This window comes from Mesorhizobium sp. Root552 (assembly GCF_001427285.1).
Lineage (GTDB): Bacteria > Pseudomonadota > Alphaproteobacteria > Rhizobiales > Rhizobiaceae > Mesorhizobium.
In genome coordinates this window covers 1-20860 of record NZ_LMFV01000013.1, presented here as the reverse complement: position 1 = coordinate 20860, position 20860 = coordinate 1, and the positions used below count along the sequence as shown (strand labels likewise).

At 61.6% G+C, this 20860-nt stretch carries 16 protein-coding genes; 10 read left to right on the top strand and 6 right to left on the bottom strand.

Annotation, left to right across the window (positions count from 1 at the left end; genetic code table 11):
* Window positions 1-123: 123 nt before the first annotated feature.
* On the top strand, window positions 124-3018 hold the full coding sequence (locus ASD50_RS08365) for an Rne/Rng family ribonuclease (protein ID WP_056238888.1): 2895 nt from the start codon (window positions 124-126) through the stop codon (window positions 3016-3018).
* Between the two features lie 121 nt (window positions 3019-3139).
* Here the strand turns inward: ASD50_RS08365 and ASD50_RS08360 are convergent, their stop codons facing one another.
* Window positions 3140-4063, bottom strand: a complete 924-nt coding sequence (locus tag ASD50_RS08360) for a glutaminase (protein ID WP_056238884.1) — start codon at window positions 4061-4063, stop codon at window positions 3140-3142.
* 15 nt (window positions 4064-4078) lie between these two features.
* Complete coding sequence (locus ASD50_RS08355; RefSeq protein ID WP_056238880.1) at window positions 4079-5179, bottom strand: pyridoxal phosphate-dependent aminotransferase; 1101 nt, start codon at window positions 5177-5179, stop codon at window positions 4079-4081.
* 191 nt (window positions 5180-5370) lie between these two features.
* On the opposite strand from ASD50_RS08355, the gene ASD50_RS08350 reads away from it, so the two are divergent.
* The 6 genes from ASD50_RS08350 (at window position 5371) to aat (ending at window position 10673) form a co-directional block, all read left to right on the top strand.
* Window positions 5371-6771, top strand: coding sequence for a M48 family metalloprotease (locus tag ASD50_RS08350; RefSeq protein WP_082549542.1), 1401 nt, complete (start codon window positions 5371-5373; stop codon window positions 6769-6771).
* A gap of 41 nt (window positions 6772-6812) precedes the next feature.
* Window positions 6813-7619, top strand: a complete 807-nt coding sequence (locus tag ASD50_RS08345; RefSeq protein WP_056238877.1) for a DsbA family protein — start codon at window positions 6813-6815, stop codon at window positions 7617-7619.
* A gap of 142 nt (window positions 7620-7761) precedes the next feature.
* Window positions 7762-8196: a type II 3-dehydroquinate dehydratase gene (gene aroQ / locus ASD50_RS08340; RefSeq protein WP_056238874.1), complete on the top strand. Its 435-nt coding sequence runs from the start codon at window positions 7762-7764 to the stop codon at window positions 8194-8196.
* A 28-nt stretch (window positions 8197-8224) separates the two neighbouring features.
* Window positions 8225-8692 carry an acetyl-CoA carboxylase biotin carboxyl carrier protein gene (gene accB / locus ASD50_RS08335; RefSeq protein ID WP_056238871.1) on the top strand — a complete coding sequence of 156 codons (468 nt, stop codon included), beginning with the start codon at window positions 8225-8227 and terminating at the stop codon, window positions 8690-8692.
* Window positions 8693-8703: 11 nt separating this feature from the next.
* Window positions 8704-10047 carry an acetyl-CoA carboxylase biotin carboxylase subunit gene (gene accC / locus ASD50_RS08330; protein WP_056238867.1) on the top strand — a complete coding sequence of 448 codons (1344 nt, stop codon included), beginning with the start codon at window positions 8704-8706 and terminating at the stop codon, window positions 10045-10047.
* Between the two features lie 8 nt (window positions 10048-10055).
* On the top strand, window positions 10056-10673 hold the full coding sequence (gene aat, locus ASD50_RS08325; protein ID WP_056238863.1) for a leucyl/phenylalanyl-tRNA--protein transferase: 618 nt from the start codon (window positions 10056-10058) through the stop codon (window positions 10671-10673).
* A 31-nt stretch (window positions 10674-10704) separates the two neighbouring features.
* On the opposite strand, the gene ASD50_RS08320 is transcribed toward aat, so the two are convergent.
* Window positions 10705-11280: a GNAT family N-acetyltransferase gene (locus tag ASD50_RS08320; protein WP_056238860.1), complete on the bottom strand. Its 576-nt coding sequence runs from the start codon at window positions 11278-11280 to the stop codon at window positions 10705-10707.
* 66 nt (window positions 11281-11346) lie between these two features.
* Between ASD50_RS08320 and ASD50_RS08315 the strand changes: the two genes are divergently transcribed.
* On the top strand, window positions 11347-12711 hold the full coding sequence (locus ASD50_RS08315) for a DNA polymerase IV (RefSeq protein ID WP_056238858.1): 1365 nt from the start codon (window positions 11347-11349) through the stop codon (window positions 12709-12711).
* Window positions 12712-12789: 78 nt separating this feature from the next.
* Entirely contained in the window at window positions 12790-13677 is an 888-nt protein-coding gene (locus ASD50_RS08310; protein ID WP_056238983.1) for a DMT family transporter, read from the top strand.
* A 17-nt stretch (window positions 13678-13694) separates the two neighbouring features.
* Here ASD50_RS08310 and ASD50_RS08305 read toward each other — a convergent pair whose 3' ends face one another.
* The 3 genes from ASD50_RS08305 to ASD50_RS08295 form a co-directional block, all read right to left on the bottom strand.
* Complete coding sequence (locus ASD50_RS08305) at window positions 13695-14495, bottom strand: ion transporter (RefSeq protein WP_056238854.1); 801 nt, start codon at window positions 14493-14495, stop codon at window positions 13695-13697.
* A 77-nt stretch (window positions 14496-14572) separates the two neighbouring features.
* Window positions 14573-18100, bottom strand: coding sequence for a DNA polymerase III subunit alpha (gene dnaE / locus ASD50_RS08300; protein ID WP_056238850.1), 3528 nt, complete (start codon window positions 18098-18100; stop codon window positions 14573-14575).
* Between the two features lie 103 nt (window positions 18101-18203).
* Window positions 18204-20216, bottom strand: a complete 2013-nt coding sequence (locus ASD50_RS08295; protein ID WP_056238847.1) for an acetyl/propionyl/methylcrotonyl-CoA carboxylase subunit alpha — start codon at window positions 20214-20216, stop codon at window positions 18204-18206.
* Window positions 20217-20404: 188 nt separating this feature from the next.
* Between ASD50_RS08295 and ASD50_RS08290 the strand changes: the two genes are divergently transcribed.
* Window positions 20405-20860 (top strand): alcohol dehydrogenase catalytic domain-containing protein (locus tag ASD50_RS08290; RefSeq protein WP_156464977.1); only part of this gene is annotated, 456 nt, incomplete at its 3' end.

Below are 20860 nucleotides of genomic sequence, written 5' to 3'. Positions count from 1 at the left end.
CCATCGCGCTCCGGCGGCGGCCTACGGCCATTCAATTATCCGGCACCATCCCCCAACCAGACCGACAGACACGGGCGTTCCCCGGCGAGCTGAGGCTGGCGGCTGCCGGGAGGAAACGAAATAATGCCCAACAAGATGCTGATAGACGCCTCCCACCCGGAGGAAACACGCGTAGTCGTCGTACGCGGTAACCGTATCGAAGAATTTGATTTTGAATCCCAGGACAAAAAGCAGCTCAAAGGAAACATCTACCTAGCCCGCGTAACGCGCGTAGAACCTTCCCTCCAGGCGGCTTTCGTCGAATATGGCGGAAACCGGCACGGTTTTCTCGCCTTCAGCGAAATTCATCCCGACTACTACCAGATTCCGGTCGCCGACCGGCAGGCGCTTTTGCGCGCCGAAGCCGAAGAGGCTGAAGAAGAAAACAACGAAGAAGAGCACGAAGGCGAAGAACGCCAGGACCGCAACCGCGGCAGGCGCGGTCGACGCCGCGGCGGCAAGAGCCGCGACCGTGGCGAAAACAAGCGTGACGCTGCCGAAGCTGCCTCCGACGGGGAAAACGGCGACGACGGCGCTGGCGAAAACGCCGGTGACGACGCAAGCGAAACCGTTGAAACCGTCGAACTGATCACGGAAACCGGGGCCTCGTCCACCGGTGACGAGGACAGCGCGGCCGAGGCAAAGGCGGAAGGGTCCGACGATGAGGCCGACGAGGGTCCCAAGACGACCATTGCGGCCAGCGTCGACGCCGACGTGATTTCGGAAGCCGTTCCGGAAGCGGCGAGCGAGGCGACTTCCGACGACAATGATCGCGGCATGCTGGAAGAGGTGCAGTCCTCGCATGGCGACGAACATGAGGTCGAGTCTGTTGGCGCCGAGGACGCGCTTGAGGAAGTGCGCAACCGCCGCAAGCCGGCGCGCCGCCAGTACAAGATCCAGGAGGTCATCAAGCGCCGCCAGATCCTGCTGGTGCAGGTCGTCAAGGAAGAGCGTGGCAACAAGGGCGCAGCGCTGACCACGTACCTGTCGCTTGCCGGCCGCTATTCGGTGCTGATGCCCAACACGGCGCGCGGCGGCGGCATTTCGCGCAAGATCACCAACGCGCAGGACCGCAAGCGCCTGAAGGAGGTCGTCGCCGATCTCGAGGTACCGCAGGGCATGGGCGTTATTTTGCGCACCGCCGGCGAAAGCCGCACCAAGGCCGAGATCAAGCGCGACTACGAATATCTGATGCGGTTGTGGGAAAACGTCCGCAACCTGACGCTGCAATCGACCGCGCCTGCCCTCGTCTACGAGGAAGGCTCGCTCATCAAGCGTTCGGTGCGCGACCTCTACAACAAGGACATCGACGAAGTCCTGGTGGCCGGCGAGGACGGCTATCGCGAGGCCAAGGACTTCATGCGCATGCTGATGCCCAGCCATGCCAAGGTCGTGCAGCCCTATCGCGACACCACGCCGATCTTCGTGCGCTCAGGCATCGAGGCGCAGCTCGACCGCATGGTGCAGCCGCAAGTGACGCTGAAAAGCGGTGGCTATCTGATCATCAACCAGACCGAGGCGCTGGTTTCCATCGACGTCAACTCCGGACGCTCCACCAAGGAGCATTCGATCGAGGAAACCGCGCTCCACACCAACCTGGAAGCTGCCGAGGAAGTGGCCCGCCAGTTGCGACTGCGCGACCTGGCCGGCCTGATCGTCATCGACTTCATCGACATGGAGGAAAACCGCAACAACCGTGCGGTTGAAAAGCGGCTCAAGGACCACCTGAAGAACGACCGCGCCCGCATCCAGGTCGGCCGCATCTCGCATTTCGGCCTGCTGGAGATGAGCCGCCAGCGCATCCGTGCCAGCGTGCTCGAATCCACGATGAAGCCGTGCCCGCATTGCGGCGGCACCGGCCATGTGCGCTCCGATTCGTCGGTGGCGCTGATGGTGGTGCGCGCGATCGAGGAATTCCTGCTCAAGGATTCCCGCAGCCACATCACCGTGCGCACGCCGGTGTCGACGGCGCTTTATGTGCTAAACCACAAGCGCAGCACGCTCGTTGACCTCGAAAAGCGCTTCGGCGTGGTGATCACCCTTGAGACCGACGAAACGGTGGCGTCGCAGCATTATGTGATCGCGCGCGGCGCGATCGCCGAAAAGCCGGAAGGCTTCGTCGAGGCACGCCCGCAGCCCGTCTATGTCGAGCCGGAGGAACCCGAGGACGAGATCGTCATCGAGGACGAGGCTGACGAGGAAAACGAACAGCCGCAAGCTGCGCAGCAGCAGGCGCGTTCGGGCGACGAAAATGGCGATGGCCAGCGCGACCGCAAGCGCCGCAGACGGCGCAGACGGCGCGGTGGCAAGGATCGCGAGCACGGCGAACGCGACCAGTCCAACGCCAACGAAGCCGCGGATGCTTCGACGCCGGAACAGGAAGCAGAAGCTTCCGGCGAGGCCGAAGAGGCAAAATCCGACGCAGAGGTCGTGACTGCCGAGGCTGTTGAGGCGGGCGACGACGCGCAGGGCAAGAAACGCCGGCGCGGCAAGCGCGGCGGCAAGCGCAACCGCCAGGAAAACGACGAAGCCGAGGCGAGCGCCGTTGCCGAGGGTGAAGTCGCTCAAAGTGAAGCTGTCGTTGCGGATACGTCCGCCGAGGCAGAGCCGGTCGCAACAGAAGCGGTCGCAACGGTTGAGGCGGCAGAAGAGGCAGAAGCGCCTGTTGCCGAGAAGCCAAAGAAGCCGCGCCGCGCGACCAAGTCGAAGAAGGCCGCAGCCGAAGCCGATGCAGCGGCAGCAGTGGTGAACAAAGCGCCGGCCGAAGAACCCGTTGCGGAAACGGCAGAGAGCGCCAAAGAGCCGGCGGCAAAGGCATCGGCCAAGCCGCGCGCGACCCGTCGCAAGACGATAGCTGCGGCAGCGGAAACCCCGGCAAGCCCGGTCGTTTCCTCTACCGCCGCAGATAAATCGGCCGAACCGGCCGCGGAAGACAAGCCGAAACGCGGCGGATGGTGGCAGCGGAAAGGCTTTTTCTAAGCTCCACGGCGACCAGCTCGCTCATCTGGAACATGAAAACCCCGCGCCATCGTAATGATAGCGCGGGGTTTTCGATTTTCGGTAGCCGGTGTCGAATCGGCCACCGCTCGTGCGGCCAAGATCAGGCGGCAAAGATCGACCAGTTCATCGCCCTGGCAAGCCTTTCCAGCGCAATCGAACCAAGCTGGGAGTTGCCGCTTCTGTTGAGGCCCGGCGACCAGACGGCGACCGATGCAGCACCGGGCACGACGCCCAGGATGCCGCCGCCAACGCCGCTCTTGCCGGGAATGCCGACGCGAAAGGCGAAATCGCCGGAGCCGTCATAGTGGCCGCAGGTCAGCATCAAGGCGCTGATGCGCCGCGCCCGCTCTTGCGAGACGACGGAATAGCCGCCGCTCTTGCCGCCATTGGCGAGAAAGCGGCCAGCCAGCGCCAGTTGCCGGCAATCCATCGCAATGGCGCAATGATGGAAATAGACACCGAGCGCCAGTTCAGGCGAATGGTGCAGATTGCCGAAGGATTTCATGTAGTTCGCAAGCGCGACGTTACGAAATCCGGTCGCCTGTTCCGAGGCGGCCACCTCATGATCGATGACGATGGTGTCATCGTCGGCAAGATACTGCACAAAACGCAGGATTTCGCCGATTGCTTCGCGCGGCTGGTGACCGGCCAGCAGGACATCGGCGATGACGATGGCGCCGGCGTTGATGAAGGGATTGCGCGGGATACCCGCCTCGCGCTCGAGCTGGACGATCGAATTGAAAGGATTGCCTGACGGTTCGCGCCCGACCCGCTTCCACAAGGCATCCCCCACTTTGCCAAGCGCTAGCGTCAGCGTGAACACCTTGGAAATGCTCTGGATCGAAAATGCTTCATGCGCGTCGCCTGCCGTGAAGACTGCGCCGTCGCTGGTCGTCACGGCGATGCCGAACTTGCCCGGATCGATCTCGCCAAGCTGCGGAATATAGCTGGCAACCTCGCCCCGATCGGACCGTTCGGCCATCTCGGCGGTGATTTCATCCAGTATGCGTTGCAGATCCGACAAGGTGCGCCCCCTCGCCTATTTCAGCCAGCGCTCGATGCGAGCCATCGCTTCGACCATTTCGTTGTAGCTGCCTGCATAGGAAAAACGCATGGTGCGCTGCCCCTGGAGCGGATCAAAATCGCGGCCAGGCGTTGCTGCCACATGCGCTTCTGCCAGCATGCGCTTGGCGAACGCCATGCTGTCGTTGGTATGGCGTGTCACGTCGCAAAAGGCATAGAAGGCGCCATCCATGGGAGCGGCGAGCGGAAAGCCAAGCTCCGGCAGCCGCTTCATCAGCAATTCGCGGTTCGCGGCATAGCGCGATTTTACCACTTCGAGCTCATCGGTCGCCTTGAAGGCCTCGATGGCGGCGAGCTGCGACAACTCCGGAGCGGAAATGTAAAGGCTCTGCGCTATACGCTCGACGGGACGCACCAGCTTCTCAGGCAGGACCATCCAGCCAACACGCCAGCCGGTCATGCAGTAGTATTTGGAAAATGAGTTGATGACTGTGACGTCCGAACTGTAGGCAAGCGCGGTACTATCGGGCGCGGTATAGGCCAGCCGATGATAGATTTCGTCGGAAATCAGCGAGATGCCCAACTCATCGGCGGTCGCGACCAGCGCTGCAAGCTCGTTTTCTGGAACGACAGCGCCTGTGGGGTTGGCCGGGCTCGCAAACAACGCGCCTTTCAAGGGTTTTTTGGCATGAGCGGTCCGCAAATGCTCGGCGTGCAGATAAGCGGCGCCCTCGAGTTCGATTTCGACCACCTCGATGCCGAGCGCTGCCATGATGTTGCGGTAGGCCGGATAGCCAGGTGCAGCGATGGCCACCCTGTCGCCGGCATCGAACATCGCCAGAAAAGCGAGATTGAAGGCCGCCGACGATCCGGTGGTGACCGCGATGCGCGACGGGGCAATGTCGATGCCGTAATGTTCGCCATAGTGGCGCGCGATTGCCGCGCGCAGGCCCGACAGCCCGAGCGCGTCGGTGTAGCCGATGCGTCCGCGCTTCAAGGCAGCGGCCGCGGCTTCCCTGACGGCCAGTGGGGCCGGATCGGAAGGCTGGCCAACAGCCATCGAAACCACATCCACGCCCGTAGCGATAAGCCTGTTGGCTTCGGCCAGAACATCCATGGCATGGAACGGCTCAACCTCACCGCGTCGTGAAATCGACACTCCCTTTTGCTTCAATTCCAAACTCCCGTCAGACAGGCCAAGATCGCCAGCGCCGCACAATTGCCCGATTGCTGTGGGGATCACAAGTTGATGAACTTGTCAGCGCCGCCTTTTCATCCCAGGAAGGCTCAGCTACCAGTGGACGAACAATGATGAAGCTGCCGCGCCCTGCTTTGCGGCTGGCCAAGGCCAGCCGATCGGTTGCAACGCTGTCTCTCGGACTGGCGATGGCCTTTGCGGCTTCGATGCAGGCTTTTGCCCAGAATGTGCCCGTGGTCCGTGACGCCGAAATCGAGGCGCTGGTGCGCGACTACGCGCGGCCCATCTTCAAGGCGGCCGGCCTGTCAAAGGCTGGTATCGAGATCATTCTCGTCAACGACAAGAGCTTCAACGCTTTCGTTGCCGGGCGGCGCATGTTCATCAACACCGGCGCTTTGCTGCAGGCCGGAACGCCCAACGAGATCATCGGCGTCATCGCCCACGAGGCCGGTCACCTTGCCGGCGGCCACCAGCAGCGGCTTCGCGACCAATTAGAGCGCGCCAAGACCATGGCGATCGTCGCCGGCCTGCTTGGCGCCGGTGCAATCGTGGCGGGCGGCGCAACCGATAGCAGGGGCTTGGCCGGCGTCGGCATGGGGCTGGCTACCGGCGGCAGCGAATTTGCCCGCCGCACATTGCTGACCTACCAACGCGGCGAAGAGATCACCGCCGACCGCTCGGCCATCACCTATCTCGACGCGACAGGCCAGTCAGGCCGCGGCATGTTGAAGACGTTCGAGCGTTTCCAAAGTGCCTTGTCGCTGTCGGGCGCTCAGGTCGACCCCTATCGCATCAGCCATCCCATGCCGCAGGATCGCATCTCGAACCTGCAGACACTCATCCAGAAAAGCCCATATTTCGACAAGGTTGACCCGCCTGCCCTGCAACAGCGCCACGACATGATGCGCATGAAAATTGCGGTCTACACCGATGGCCAGGCCGCAGTGTCGCGCATGATCCAGAAGGATCCGGGCAGCCTCGCCTCGAAATATGGCGACGCCCAGTCCACCTATCTTTTCGGCAGCCTGAATTCCGCGTTGGCCAAGACGGACGCATTGATAAAGGCGCAGCCCAAGAACCCCTACTTCCAGGAATTGCGCGGCGACATCCTTATGAAGGCCAACAAGCCCAAGGACGCGGCAACGGCGTATGCGAAGGCGGTCAGCCTCGACCCGGCCAAGGCCGGGTTGCTGTCCGTCACCTACGGGCAGGCCCTGCTTGCGGTGGGAACACCGGATTCGCTGAAAAAGGCTGTTGCCCAGATCAACAACGGTCTGGAGCGGGACCGCGAGAACGCTTCCGGCTATCGCTACCTCGCCCAGGCCTACGGCATGTTGGGCGATGTTGCCGATGCCGACCTTGCAACCGCCGAGGGGCACTATTATTCCGGCGCATACAAGGATGCCGCGATTTTTGCGGCACGCGCGCAACAGCGCCTTCAGCCCGGCTCACCGGCTTGGCTTCGCGCCCAGGACATCATCAATCAAGGCAAATCGGCCAAGAAGAAATAGGCTTCGCGGCTGCGAGTGGAACTGACAAGGGACAAATCACGATGAAAAAGGCAATTCTGCTCGGCACCGCCGGAACCGCTCTTGGATTTGCAATGTTGGCGCTCGGTTCCATTGCCATCGCCCCGCAGGCGGCAAACGCCGAAGACGCGGTCAGCCAGGCTGAGGCCGCCCCGGTCGAATCGAAGATCGACCGCGCCGAAGTCGAAGGTATCATCCGCGACTATCTGCTGAAGAACCCTGAAGTGCTGCTGGAAGTGCAGGAAGCACTTGAAGTCAAGCAGAAGGAAGAGCAGCGCCTCGCCAGCCTTGGCGTCATCGAGGACAACAAGGACGAAATCTTCAACTCGACCTTTGACGGTGTTGTCGGCAATCCCAAGGGCAAGGTCACGATCGTGGAGTTCTACGACTACAATTGCGGCTTCTGCAAACGCGCCATGGAAGACATGCGCACGCTGACAGCGGCGGACCCGGAACTGCGCTTCGTGCTCAAGGAATTCCCCATCCTCAGCCCCGACTCGCAAAAGGCCAGCGTCGTTTCGATGGCCTTCCACCTGATGATGCCGGAGAAGTACGGCGAATTCCACAACACGCTGCTGGGCGGCCAGGGCCGCGCAACCGAGGCGACAGCTCTCAAGGTCGCTCTTTCACTCGGCGCCGACGAAGCCGAACTGCGCGCCAAGATGCAGGACCCCTCCATTATCGAGGCGCTCTCCAAGACCTACGATCTGGCCAACAAGCTGGCGATCACCGGCACGCCGTCCTACGTCATCGGCAACGAGGTGGTGTTCGGCGCGCTGGGTCCTGAAGTGCTTGCGGAAAAGATCGCCGAAGCAAAAGCAGCGCTCTAAACCCAGCCAGCACAGTTTCGCCATCTTGTTTGCCTCTGTGGACAGGCAAAGAAGGTACTTGCGCTCTTTTCGCAGGGGTCTATGCCCATTATAGAGGGTCCGGCGCACCGGTTACGGTCTGCGTCGGGAAAGGTCGGTATTTTTGAAAACGGTTTTCGTTTTAAACGGTCCCAATCTGAACATGCTCGGCAAGCGCGAGCCCTCCATCTATGGCACGCAGACGCTGGACGACATTGGCGCCGACTGCCGCAAGGCCGGTTCCGCGCTTGGACTTGAGGTGGATTTCCGCCAGTCCAACCATGAAGGCGCACTTGTCGACTGGATACAGGAAGCCTCGCAGGCAGCGGTTGGGCTGGTGCTCAATGCAGGCGCCTACACCCACACTTCGATCGCCATCCACGACGCCATACGGGCAGCCGCACCGTTGCCGGTCGTGGAGGTTCATCTTTCCAACATTCACGCTCGCGAACCATTCCGCCACGTCTCCAAGGTCGCGCCTTACGCGGTCGGCATGATTTGCGGCTTCGGCCCGCTCGGCTACACCCTGGCGCTACAAGCGCTGGCCGCGCGGGTTTGACCGGCGCTTTAAACAAGAAGGCTCAACGATGACTACGAAGAAAACCGGTGTCGACCAGGAACTGATCCGCGATCTGGCGGGCATACTGAACGACACCAACCTGACCGAGATCGAAGTCGAACTCGGTGACTTCAAGGTACGCGTTTCGCGCCAGACCCAGGCCGTTCACGCTGCAATCGCACCGCAGCCGATCTATGCGCCGTCCCCGGTGCAGTCTGCCCCCGCAGGCGCGCCGGTAGCCGCCGCCCCGGCAGCCGACTCGAAGAACGCAGTGCCTTCGCCGATGGTGGGAACCGCCTACCTTGCCCCATCGCCTGACGCCAAGGCGTTCATCGAGGTCGGGCAGGCGGTCAAGGAAGGGCAAACCCTGCTGATCATCGAGGCGATGAAGACGATGAACCAGATTCCGTCGCCGCGCTCGGGCACGGTCACCGCCATACTGATCGAAGATGGGCAGCCGGTCGAGTTCGGCATGCCGCTGGTCGTGATCGAGTAGGCCTGCCCGGGATGTTCCAGAAGATCCTCATCGCCAATCGCGGCGAAATCGCTCTCAGGGTGCTTCGGGCCTGCAAGGAACTCGGGATCCAGACCGTCGTGGTGCACTCCACCGCCGATGCGGATGCCATGCATGTGCGCCTCGCCGACGAGAGCGTCTGCATCGGGCCGCCGCCTTCGCGCGACAGCTATCTCAACATTCACCAGATTGTCGCTGCCTGCGAGATCACCGGCGCGGACGCCGTGCATCCGGGCTATGGCTTCCTGTCGGAAAACGCCAAGTTCGCGGACATCCTCGCCGCCCACAACATCACCTTCATCGGGCCTTCCGGCGACCATATCCGCATCATGGGCGACAAGATCGAGGCCAAGCGCACCGCAAAGCGCCTCGGCATCCCCGTCGTTCCAGGCTCCGACGGCGCGGTCACCGAGGAAAAGGAAGCCAGGCGCATCGCCGCCGAGATCGGCTACCCGGTCATAATCAAGGCATCCGCCGGTGGCGGCGGACGCGGCATGAAGGTGGCGCATTCTGAAGGCGACCTGGAAATCGCGCTGGCAACGGCGCGCTCCGAGGCAGGTGCCGCATTCGGCGACGACGCCGTCTACATCGAGAAATATCTGGAAAAGCCGCGCCATATCGAACTGCAGGTATTCGGTGACGGAGCCGGCCATGGCGTGCACTTCGGCGAACGCGATTGCTCGCTGCAGCGCCGCCACCAGAAGGTGTGGGAGGAAGCCAATTCCCCCGCCCTCAACGCCGACCAGCGCGCCAAGATCGGCGACACCTGCGCCAACGCGATCGCCGAGCTTGGCTATTCGGGCGCCGGCACCATCGAGTTCCTTTATGAGAATGGCGAGTTCTATTTCATCGAGATGAACACGCGCCTGCAGGTGGAACACCCTGTGACGGAGGCGATCACCGGCATCGATCTGGTCCACGAGCAGATCCGGGTTGCATCCGGCGGCGGACTTTCGGTCAAGCAGGACGACATCAAGTTCAACGGCCACGCCATCGAGTGCCGCATCAATGCCGAGGACCCGCGCACGTTCGCGCCGTCGCCGGGTACGATCACGCATTTCCACACGCCCGGAGGGCTCGGCATCCGTGTCGATTCCGGCGTCTACTCCGGCTACAAGATACCGCCATACTACGACAGCCTGATCGGCAAGCTGATCGTGCACGGGCGTAACCGCGTGGAGTGCATGATGCGGCTGAGGCGCGCTCTGGACGAATTCGTCGTGGACGGCATCAAGACAACATTGCCGCTGTTCCGCGACCTCGTCGGCAATCATGACATCGCCGACGGCAACTATGATATTCATTGGCTGGAAAAGTACCTCGCATCAGCCGACTAGAAACAAAGATGACCCGTCCATTCGCTCCGGGTTTTCGAATACCGACCGACCTTCTGTTGAAGGCTTACGCTTCCGGTGTGTTTCCGATGGCAGAAAGCGCCACGGACCCGGAAGTGTTCTGGGTGCGGCCTGAAACGCGCGGCATCATCCCGCTGGACGCGTTTCATGTCCCCAAAAGCCTCTCCAGGACGATCCGCAGGAATCAGTTCGATATACGCTTCGATTTCGATTTCGAAGCGGTGATCGACGCCTGCGCGGAAAAACGCGAAGAGCGGACCTCGACCTGGATCAACGGCCCGATCCGCGAAGCCTATGTGCAACTTCATCGGATGGGGCACTGCCATTCGGTCGAGGCCTGGCGCGACGGGCAACTGGTAGGCGGTCTCTATGGTGTATCGCTTGGCCGGGTTTTCTTTGGCGAAAGCATGTTCTCGAAAGAAACGGACGCCTCGAAAGTGTGTCTCGTCCAGCTGGTAGAGCGCCTGAACCAGCACGGTTTCGCGCTGTTGGACACACAGTTCACCACCGAGCACCTGAAACGCTTCGGCGCCATCGACGTGCCACGCGGCAGATATGAAAAAATGCTGACCGAGGCTCTGGAAGGGACGGCAAGCTTCAACCCTTGAAAGGCCTGCCTTCGCGGAACAGCCACAGGCGCTAAAGCACCAGCCGGACGAGCGGCCGCCCGGCCTTACGTTCGACCATGCGTTGGAAGCCCGCCTTTTCGAAGACCCGCGTCGAGCCGACAAACAGCCCAATGGAACGCGAATCGCGGGAGAGATCCATCGGGCATGCTTCCAGCACCCGCGCGCCATTATCGCGCGCAAACTCCACGCCGCCCTGGACGAGCCGGTGCGTGAGCCCCTTCCCGCGTGCCTTGGAGCGAAGGAAGAAACACGAAATCGCCCAAACGTCAGGATCATCTGCCTCGGACGGCTCAAGCGGCGCGGAACCCCTGCCGGCATTGTTCCATTCAGGCACGTCAGCTCGCGGACCGATCTGCATCCAGCCGACGGCCTTTCCATCCTGAAAGGCCAAAAGGCCGGGCGGCGGCCCGGCTTCGATCCGCGCCCGGATGTGATCCTTGTTACGCTCGCGGTCGTTCTCGCGCCGCGCCGCCGGCGGCAGCCGAAAATGCGTGCACCAGCAGCCATAGCAGGCGCCCTGCTTGCCGAACAAATCCTCGAAATCCGGCCAGCGCTCAGACGTAACCGGGACAATGGTCGTACTCATCGGCCTCTCCAGCGCACCGCCTTGCCGCTGCCCGCGTCCTGACGTACCATATCATTTGTTCTCTTTATGTTCGCACCAATGAACACCACTGTCAACGATCCCGGACATGGCTTCTGCCGCGACTGCCTGACCCCTCAGGCCAGTGCAACGAAGCGTTGCGAGCGCTGCGGCAGCCCGCGGCTGGCCCGTCATCCCGAACTTTACCAACTGCACCTTGCCCATATCGATTGCGACGCATTTTACGCGGCGGTGGAAAAGCGCGACAATCCCGCGCTGAAGGACAAGCCCGTCATCATTGGCGGCGGCAAGCGCGGCGTCGTCTCCACGGCCTGCTACATAGCCCGGATCAACGGCGTGCGTTCCGCCATGCCGATGTTCAAAGCGCTGGAAGCGTGCCCCGAGGCCATCGTCATCAAGCCCGACATGGAGAAATATGTCCGGGTCGGGCGCGAAGTGCGCACCATGATGCAGGCGCTGACACCACTGGTGGAGCCAATCTCAATCGATGAAGCCTTCCTCGATCTTTCCGGCACCGAACGTTTGCACGGTTTGCCGCCAGCGCTGGTGCTGGCGCGGTTCGCGCTGACGGTGGAAAAAGAGATCGGCATTACCGTTTCCGCCGGTCTTTCCTACTGCAAGTTCCTCGCCAAGGTCGCATCCGACTTCCGCAAGCCGCGTGGTTTCTCGGTTATTGGCGAGGCCGAAGCGGTCGGCTTCCTGGCCGAGCAGCCGGTAACCATGATCTGGGGCGTCGGCAAGGCGTTCGCCGCATCGCTGGAGCGCGATGGCATCCGCTTGATCGGCCAGTTGCAACGCATGGAACGAAGCGATCTCATGCGCCGCTATGGCGTGATGGGCGACAGGCTTTACCGGCTGGCCCGCGGCGAGGACGACCGCCGGGTCAGCGCGGACCGCGATTCGAAAAGCGTTTCGGCGGAAACCACCTTCGATACCGATATCGGCGATTTGAACGACCTCGTTCCGGTGCTGCGTGCCCTGTCCGAAAAAGTGTCGGCCCGGTTAAAGAAGGCAGGCATCGCCGGGCGTACAATTGTGCTGAAGCTGAAATCGCATGATTTCAAGATTCGCACCCGCAACCGGCAACTTGGCGATCCCACCCGCCTTGCCGACCGCATATTCTCGACCGGCCTCGATCTTCTGCGCAAGGAAACCGACGGCACCAGATATCGCCTGCTCGGCATCGGCGTCAGCGATCTTTCCGACGACGACAAGGCCGATCCACCCGACCTTGTCGATGTGCAGTCGCGCAAGCGAGCGTTGGCCGAGGGCGCTATAGACGCGTTGCGCGACAAGTTCGGCGGCAAGGCAGTCGAGACCGGCTATACATTCGGCAAGGGCCATCGCGGCAGGCCTGCACGCCCGGACGAGGATGACGAACCGGAAATCCGGCACCCGTGGGAGCGCATCTGAAACCCATTGGCCATCTGGCCTAGCGATTTAGGGCCACTAGCGGTTGCGACCTTCCCGATGGGCTGCGAGATAGCGTGCATGACGCCTGCTCCCTCCATACCGAAAGCCGCCCTTTGGATGGCACTCTCGATTGCCTCGTTCCTCGGCATGACCGTGGCGGGACGTGAGACCACCAATGCGCTGAATGTCTTCCAGGTGACGGAACTACGGTCGGTGGTCGGCTTCATCATTCTCTTGCCGCTGGTGCTGGCGAGTGGCGGCTTTGCAGCCATGAAGACCCAACGGCCGATGCAGCACATAGCACGCAACGTCGTCCACTATATGGGCCAGGCGGGTTGGCTCTATGCGCTGACGCTGATTCCGCTGGCAGAACTGGTTTCGATCGAATTCACCACTCCGATCTGGACAGCGATCCTCGCGGTTATGTTCCTTGGCGAAAAGCTGAATGTCCGCAAAATCGTCGCCATCACCTTCGGCATCCTCGGCGTGCTGGTGATCGTGCGGCCCGGCATGGGCACGATGGAAACGGGCCACCTCATCGTGCTTTGCGCCGCCGTCAGCTTCGGCATCTCCATGGTGATGGTGAAATCGCTGACCCGCACCGAAAGCGTCGTGCGCATAATCTTCTGGATGCTGGTGGTGCAGTCGGTCATCGGCCTTATTCCGGCATGGATGGAGTGGCGCAATCCACCGCTTTCGCTATGGCCCTGGATCGTGGCAATCGCCTTCACCGGCATGTCCTCGCATTTCTGCCTTGCCCGCGCATTGACTTATGCCGATGCGACAATCGTCTCACCGATGGACTTCCTGCGCCTACCGTTCACGGCCATGGTCGGTTGGCTGATCTACAGCGAAAATGTCGATGCCTTCACCATCGGGGGCGCGGCACTGATCCTGCTCGGCAATCTGGTGAACCTGCGCCGGCGCGCGATGAAGCCGGATGAAGCGGCAGCGGCGGCGTCCTGACAGCAGACGAAACGAAGCTATTCGCCGTCGTTGGGAATATTGAGCAGGTGACCACACGCCTTGCAGTGAACGGCATCAGGCTCGTGGCGCTGCAATCCGCATTGCGGGCACGGGAAGAACACCTTGGACGGCCTGAAGATCGCTTGCGCAAGCCGCACAAATAGCGAAATGCCGATAATCATGGTGACGATTGCCGTGAGCTTGCCGGCGACGCCCGGCAAAACGATATCGCCAAATCCCGTTGTGGTGACGGTAGCGACCGTTACGTACATGGCATCGACATAGCCGGTGAAGCCCGAACCGTCGCGGAAAAAGAAGGTGTAGACGAAGCCCGTGACGACAAACAGGAAGGTCAGCAGATTGACCACGGCATGACTGGCATCGCGCCAGGCGCGCAAACGGCGCATTTCCAGATGACGCCAGAGCGCGCCGCTGCGTGACAGCGACCACAGGCGCAGGATGCGCAAAAATGCCAGATTGGCCAGCGCAGTCGGGAAAAGCAGCGTCAACAGGATGAACCCATCGATCCACGAGGTGGGCTGTTTCAGGAGCCGCCAGATATCAGTCGAGGCCAGCAACCGCCCCGCCATGTCGGCGGCTACCAGTGCGGCGACGAGATAGTCGAGCCACAGGAAAGCTCGCGATTCCTGCAGCACCGGCGTGAGAATAAAGAAGATGATGATCGCCAGATCGACGGCAACCGCAGCAATCTGGAACCTGAACGCAGCCGGCGTATTGCCGTGGTAAAGCTTGCGCAGCCGATCACGGATACCGGTCAGGGTGGAGTGAGGATCGGCAGGTTGTTCTCTTCCATCCATAATTTGGGATAGCGCCCCGCTTGACAGCTGTCCAGTTGGCTAGAACGGTTCTTGGTTGGATAGAGCCATGAACCGTTCTAGACGAGTTCAACTTCAACGACCCCAGGCACTGCACGCAGGGCCGACGCCACTTGTGGCGAGATACGGTAGCGGTTAGGCAAGCCAATCTCGACCTCTCCTTTGCCATCTTCCTTGATCAGAACGAAGCTGACCTGCCCCTCGCCTTTCACGGAAAGCTGGTTGGCCAGCATGCCAAGGGGCGCGGCGTCGCGCATGAAGATGCGCAGCAGCTTCTGCACCTGGCTCGCGGCATCATCCAGTGACCTTACCGTCTGGATGCGAAGGTTGACACCTTCCGGCCTATCCTCGGCACTCACCTCGATGACCATGGATTTGCCGGGCTCGAGCAGGTCGCGATATTGCGCCAGCGTTTCGGAGAACATCACGGCTTCGTACTGGCCGGTGGTATCGGAGAAATTAACCACGCCCATCTTGTTGCCGGTGCGGGTCTTGCGCTCCTGCTTCGAGGTGACGGTACCCGCAAGCCGTCCGGCGGTGGCGCCGCGCTTCACCGCTGCCGAGAATTCGCCCCATGTCTGGACGCGCATCTTTTCCAGCGCCGCCTTGTATTCGTCGAGCGGGTGCGCCGAGAGATAGAAGCCGACGACCTGGAATTCCCGGTGCAGGCGCTCAGCCGGCAGCCACGCATCGGTGACAGGCAGGTGCAACGCTTCGGACTGGGCTCCGAGCGATGCACCGAAAATGTCCGTTTGACCAAGAGCCGCGTTCTCGTTCGCCAGCGCGGCAAGGCCCATCATGCGCTCGACGCCGGCCATCATCGCGGCGCGATCATGACCGAAGCAATCCAGCGCGCCTGCCATGATGAGACTTTCGAAAACGCGTTTTCCCACGACCTTTGGATCGATGCGCTCGCAGAAGTCGGCAAGGCTCCTGAATTGGCCTTCCTTGCGCTTTTCCGCGATGTGCTCGACGGCGGCATCGCCGACGCCCTTTAGCGCCGCCAGCGAATAGAAGATGCGGTTTTCACCCACCTCGAAATCGCGATAGCTGGAGAGCACCGACGGCGCCACCACATCGATACCGAGCCGCAGCGCATCCTGACGGAAGTCTGCCAACTTGTCGGTGTTGCCCATGTCGAGCGTCATCGACGCAGCAAGGAATTCGACCGGGTAATGCGCCTTGAGATAGGCGGTCTGGTAGGACACCACGGCATAGGCTGCGGCGTGCGACTTGTTGAAACCATAGTCTGCGAACTTGGCCAGCAGGTCGAAGATGAAGTCGGCCTGCGGCTTGGTCACGCCGCGCTCGACCGAGCCGGAGACAAAACGCTCGCGCTGCTTGTCCATTTCGGCGCGGATCTTCTTGCCCATGGCGCGGCGCAACAGGTCGGCCTCACCAAGCGAATAGCCGGCCAGTTCCTGCGCGATCTGCATCACCTGTTCCTGGTAAACGATGACGCCTTGCGTCTCCTTCACCAGATGGTCGATCTTGGGGTGGATCGAGGCAGTCTCTTCCTCGCCGTGCTTTCTGGCGTTGTAGGTCGGGATATTCTCCATCGGGCCCGGACGATAGAGCGCCACCAGTGCGATGATGTCCTCGATGCAGTCCGGCTTCATGCCGAGCAGCGCCTTGCGCATGCCGGCACTTTCAACCTGGAACACGCCGACCACCTCGCCGCGTGACAGCATGGCGTAGGTCTTCTCGTCATCGAGCGGAATATGCGCGAGGTCGATGTCGATGCCGCGCCGCTGGATCAGCTTCACGGCGGTGTTGAGCACCGTCAGTGTCTTGAGGCCGAGGAAGTCGAACTTTACCAACCCAGCCTGCTCGACATACTTCATGTTGAACTGGGTAACCGGCATGTCCGAACGCGGATCGCGGTACATCGGCACCAGTTCAGACAATGGCCGGTCGCCGATGACGATTCCGGCGGCGTGCGTCGAGGCATGACGGTAAAGCCCTTCGAGCTTTTGCGCCATGTCGAGCAGTGTCTGGACGATGGGTTCCTTTTCCGCCTCCTCGGCAAAGCGCGGCTCGTTGGCGATTGCCTCGGCTAGCTTGACCGGATTGGCCGGGTTCTGCGGCACCATCTTGCACAGCCGGTCGACCTGTCCGTAGGGCATTTGCAGGACGCGCCCGACGTCGCGCAGCACGGCGCGCGCCTGCAGCGTTCCGAAGGTGATGATCTGGCCGACCTGGTCGCGGCCATACTTGCCCTGGACGTAGCGGATCACCTCTTCGCGGCGGTCCTGGCAGAAGTCGATGTCGAAGTCCGGCATCGACACGCGCTCGGGATTGAGGAAGCGTTCGAACAGCAGCGAAAAGCGCAGCGGGTCGATGTCGGTGATGGTGAGTGCGTAGGCGACCAACGAGCCCGCGCCCGAACCGCGCCCCGGCCCGACGGGGATGTCATGGGCTTTCGCCCATTTGATAAAATCCGAGACGATGAGGAAGTAGCCGGGGAATTTCATCCGCTCAATGATGCCGAGCTCGAATTCCAGCCGCTCCTTGTAGTCCTCGACAGTATGGCCGATCGTTGGTCCATGCGCCGCAAGGCGACGCTCGAGCCCTTCGCGTGCCTGGCGCTTGAGCTCTTCTACTTCGGCCTTCTCTGCGGCTTCGGGATCCGCCACACCGACGCCAGTGAAACGCGGCAGGATCGGTTTGTGCGTCTTGGTGTAGAAGGAGCAACGCTGCGCAATTTCGACAGTATTGTCGATGGCCTCCGGCAAGTCCGCGAACAGCGCTGCCATCTCGGCCTGGCTCCGGAGATAGTTGTCCGGCGACAGCCGCCGGCGATTGTCGGCGGCAACGACCGAACTCTCGGCAATCGCAATCAGCGCATCGTGGGCTTCGTAATCGTCCCGCGAAGAAAAGAATGCCTCGTTGGTGGCAACGAGCGGGAGTTCATGCCGATAGGCAAGCTCGATCGTGTTCTTCTCGATGCTGCGGTCATAGCCCGAGATGCGCTCCAGTTCGACATAGAGCCGGTTGCCGAAAAGCGCCTTCAAGGCCGCCATGCGCGCCTCGACCAGATCGCGCCGGTCTGCCTTGAGCGCCGACCCGATCGGGCCGCGCGGACCGCCTGTCAGGCAGATGATGCCGTCGCTATGACCGGCCAGCATGTCGGTGGTCAGGTGGACGGATTCGCCGGGAGGCATTTCGAGATAGATGCGGCTGTCCAGCCTGACCAGATTGCGGTAGCCGGCCTCGTTGGCTGCGATCAGAACGACGGGGGATGTCTCCGGGCCAAGCCGGCGGCGGTCGCGCTGGCCATCGGCATTCTCGCCGCTGAACGCCAGATCGATCTGGCAGCCGATAATCGGCTGGATACCATCCTTGACTGCCTTCTGGGCGAACTCGAGCGCACCGAACAGGTTGTTGGTATCGGTGACGGCAATCGCCGGACTGGCGTCCTTGAGCGCATGGCCGACGATCTTGCCAAGTTGCAGGGCACCTTCGAGCAATGAATAGGCCGAATGCACCCGCAGATGGATAAAGGTACGCGAAGACGGTTCAGGGCGATCCTGCCGCGCCACCGCTTCCCGCTTCAGGGGATCGCGTGGAAGTCTGTCATCCGCCATATCGTCAGCGCCGCCTGAAAGGACTCGATTCCATTCAGATGTATTGTCCTAGCCGCGGCTATGCGAGTCCAGCCGCGGCCAGTTCACAACTATGGCCTTTGACTCACGCGAACTCCATGATGACGGCATCGACGGCGAGACTGTCACCCGGCTTGGCCTTGAGCTTTGCCACGGTAAGATCGCGTTCGGCCCGAAGCACGTTTTCCATCTTCATCGCCTCGACAACGGCGAGCGTATCGCCTGCCTTGACCTCCTGCCCTTCGGCAACGGAGATGGACACGACCAGACCCGGCATCGGGCAAAGCAGCATCTTCGACGTATCGGGCGGCAGCTTTTCCGGCATCAGCTTTTCAAGCTCGGCTGTGCGCGGCAGCATCGCACGAGCAGTGACCGACATGCCCTTCCACGCCACCTTCATGCCATTGGCCACCGGCCGCAGCTGCGCCGAAATCCTGCGCCCGCCGACCGTCCCGTTCCAGACAGGCTCGCCGGGCCGCCAGTCGGAAGCGACGGTCAACGGTTTGCCGCCTTCGATAGCGAGGTCGAGTTCCATCGGGATCGAAATCATGCCTTCCAGAATGGAGGCGGAAATGTAGTCGCCGCCGATCTTCACCACCCAATCGCGCTTGAGCGCGCCGGAATGCGGGGCAAGACGCCCACCCAGCCGGTCGAGCCGGTCGCGGCGCAACAGTTCGACGGCAAGCGCGACCGAAGCAAGGATGGCCTTCTCATCGGCATTCGGCGAAATGGGCGCGAAGCCGTCAGGATATTCCTCGGCGATGAAGCCGGTGGAGAGCCGCCCTTCGCGCCAGCGCGGGTGCTGCATCAACGCGGACAGGAACGGGATATTGTGTTCGATGCCATCGACCACGAAGTTGTCGAGTGCGTCCGACATCGCGTCGATTGCCTCGATGCGGGTCGGCGCCCAGGTGCAGAGCTTCGCGATCATCGGATCGTAGAACATCGAGATTTCGGCACCTTCGGTGACGCCGGTATCGTTGCGGACAACAACGTCCCCGAACCTGCCTTCTTCCGGCGGCTGGTAGCGCGTCAGCCTGCCGATGGAAGGCAGGAAGTTGCGGTAGGGATCTTCCGCATAGAGCCGGCTTTCAACCGCCCAACCATTGAGCTTCACGTCGCTCTGCTCGATGGCAAGCTTCTCGCCGGCTGCAACGCGGATCATCTGCTCGACCAGATCGATGCCGGTGATGAGTTCCGTCACCGGATGCTCGACCTGCAGGCGCGTATTCATTTCGAGAAAGTAGAAATTCTTGTCGCGGTCAACGATGAACTCGACGGTGCCGGCGCTTTGGTACTCGACCGCCTTGGCAAGAGCGACGGACTGCTCGCCCATGGCCTTGCGGGTTTTCTCATCGAGGAACGGCGACGGCGCTTCTTCCGCGACCTTCTGGTTGCGGCGCTGGATCGAGCATTCCCGCTCGCCTAGATAAAGCGCATTGCCGTGACCGTCGGCAAGCACCTGGATTTCGATGTGGCGCGGATCGACCACGAACTTCTCGATGAACACGCGATCGTCGCCAAACGAACTCTTGGCTTCCGAACGGGCGCGGTCGAAGCCGTCGCGGACTTCCGACTGCGCCCACGCGATGCGCATGCCCTTGCCACCGCCGCCGGCGGATGCCTTGATCATCACCGGATAACCGATCTCGGCGGCGATCTTTTCGGCATGGTCGGCATTTTCGATAACGCCGAGGAAACCCGGTACGGTGCTGACCTTGGCGGCGTTGGCGAACTTCTTCGATTCGATCTTGTCGCCCATCGCCTCGATTGCCTTGGGCTTAGGACCGATGAAGACAATGCCTTCCTTTTCAAGCGCCTCGCAAAACGATGCCCGTTCAGAAAGGAACCCATAGCCCGGGTGGACCGCTTCGGCCCCAGTCTGCTTGCAGGCCGCGATTATCTTTTCCGCTACAAGATAGCTTTGCGCGGCCGCTGCTGGACCTATGTGAACCGCCTCGTCCGCCATCTCGACATGGACTGCGTTACGGTCGGCATCGGAATAGACCGCCACAGTGGCGATACCCATTTTCTTTGCGGTCTTGATGACGCGGCAGGCGATCTCGCCACGATTGGCGATCAGGATCTTCTTGAACATGGGCGTATCTTGTCTCTCCGATTGCGCTTCCTTTTATGGACTTCGCTCGAACTGCTCAAGCCGACGAAGGTTTAGGGTCAGGACGCTTCGCGATCGAGATGAAACAAAGTTTCTTGCACCTGCCGTGCGGCCTGATAGCTTGGCGAAGAATCTGGACAATGACATAAATTGCCTTGGAGACCTGCCTTATGAAAACCCGCGCCGCAGTCGCCGTTGCCGCTGGAAAGCCTCTTGAGGTTATGGAGGTTGACCTTGAGGGTCCGCGCGAGGGCGAGGTCCTGGTCGAGGTGAAGGCGACCGGCATCTGCCACACCGACGAGTTCACGCTATCTGGCGCCGACCCCGAGGGCATCTTCCCGGCCATCCTCGGCCATGAGGGCGCAGGCGTCGTCGTCGATGTCGGCAAGGGCGTCACCAGCGTCAGGAAGGGCGACCACGTCATTCCGCTCTATACGCCCGAATGCCGCCAGTGCCCGTCATGCCTGTCGCGCAAGACCAATCTGTGCACGGCGATCCGCGCCACCCAGGGCCAGGGCCTGATGCCGGACGGCTCGAGCCGCTTTTCGCTCGGCAAGGAGAAGGTGTTCCACTACATGGGCTGCTCGACCTTCTCCAATTTCACCGTGCTGCCCGAGATCGCGGTG

Coding starts and splice junctions, on each gene's coding strand:
- ASD50_RS08350 (WP_082549542.1), top strand. CDS start 5,371: ATGATGAAGCTGCCGCGCCCTGCTTTGCGGCTGGCCAAGGCCAGCCGA.
- ASD50_RS08305 (WP_056238854.1), bottom strand. CDS start 14,495: ATGGATGGAAGAGAACAACCTGCCGATCCTCACTCCACCCTGACCGGT.
- dnaE (WP_056238850.1), bottom strand. CDS start 18,100: ATGGCGGATGACAGACTTCCACGCGATCCCCTGAAGCGGGAAGCGGTG.
- ASD50_RS08310 (WP_056238983.1), top strand. CDS start 12,790: ATGACGCCTGCTCCCTCCATACCGAAAGCCGCCCTTTGGATGGCACTC.
- ASD50_RS08365 (WP_056238888.1), top strand. CDS start 124: ATGCCCAACAAGATGCTGATAGACGCCTCCCACCCGGAGGAAACACGC.
- ASD50_RS08295 (WP_056238847.1), bottom strand. CDS start 20,216: ATGTTCAAGAAGATCCTGATCGCCAATCGTGGCGAGATCGCCTGCCGC.
- accC (WP_056238867.1), top strand. CDS start 8,704: ATGTTCCAGAAGATCCTCATCGCCAATCGCGGCGAAATCGCTCTCAGG.
- ASD50_RS08355 (WP_056238880.1), bottom strand. CDS start 5,179: ATGGATGTTCTGGCCGAAGCCAACAGGCTTATCGCTACGGGCGTGGAT.
- aat (WP_056238863.1), top strand. CDS start 10,056: ATGACCCGTCCATTCGCTCCGGGTTTTCGAATACCGACCGACCTTCTG.
- ASD50_RS08345 (WP_056238877.1), top strand. CDS start 6,813: ATGAAAAAGGCAATTCTGCTCGGCACCGCCGGAACCGCTCTTGGATTT.
- ASD50_RS08315 (WP_056238858.1), top strand. CDS start 11,347: ATGTTCGCACCAATGAACACCACTGTCAACGATCCCGGACATGGCTTC.
- accB (WP_056238871.1), top strand. CDS start 8,225: ATGACTACGAAGAAAACCGGTGTCGACCAGGAACTGATCCGCGATCTG.
- ASD50_RS08320 (WP_056238860.1), bottom strand. CDS start 11,280: ATGAGTACGACCATTGTCCCGGTTACGTCTGAGCGCTGGCCGGATTTC.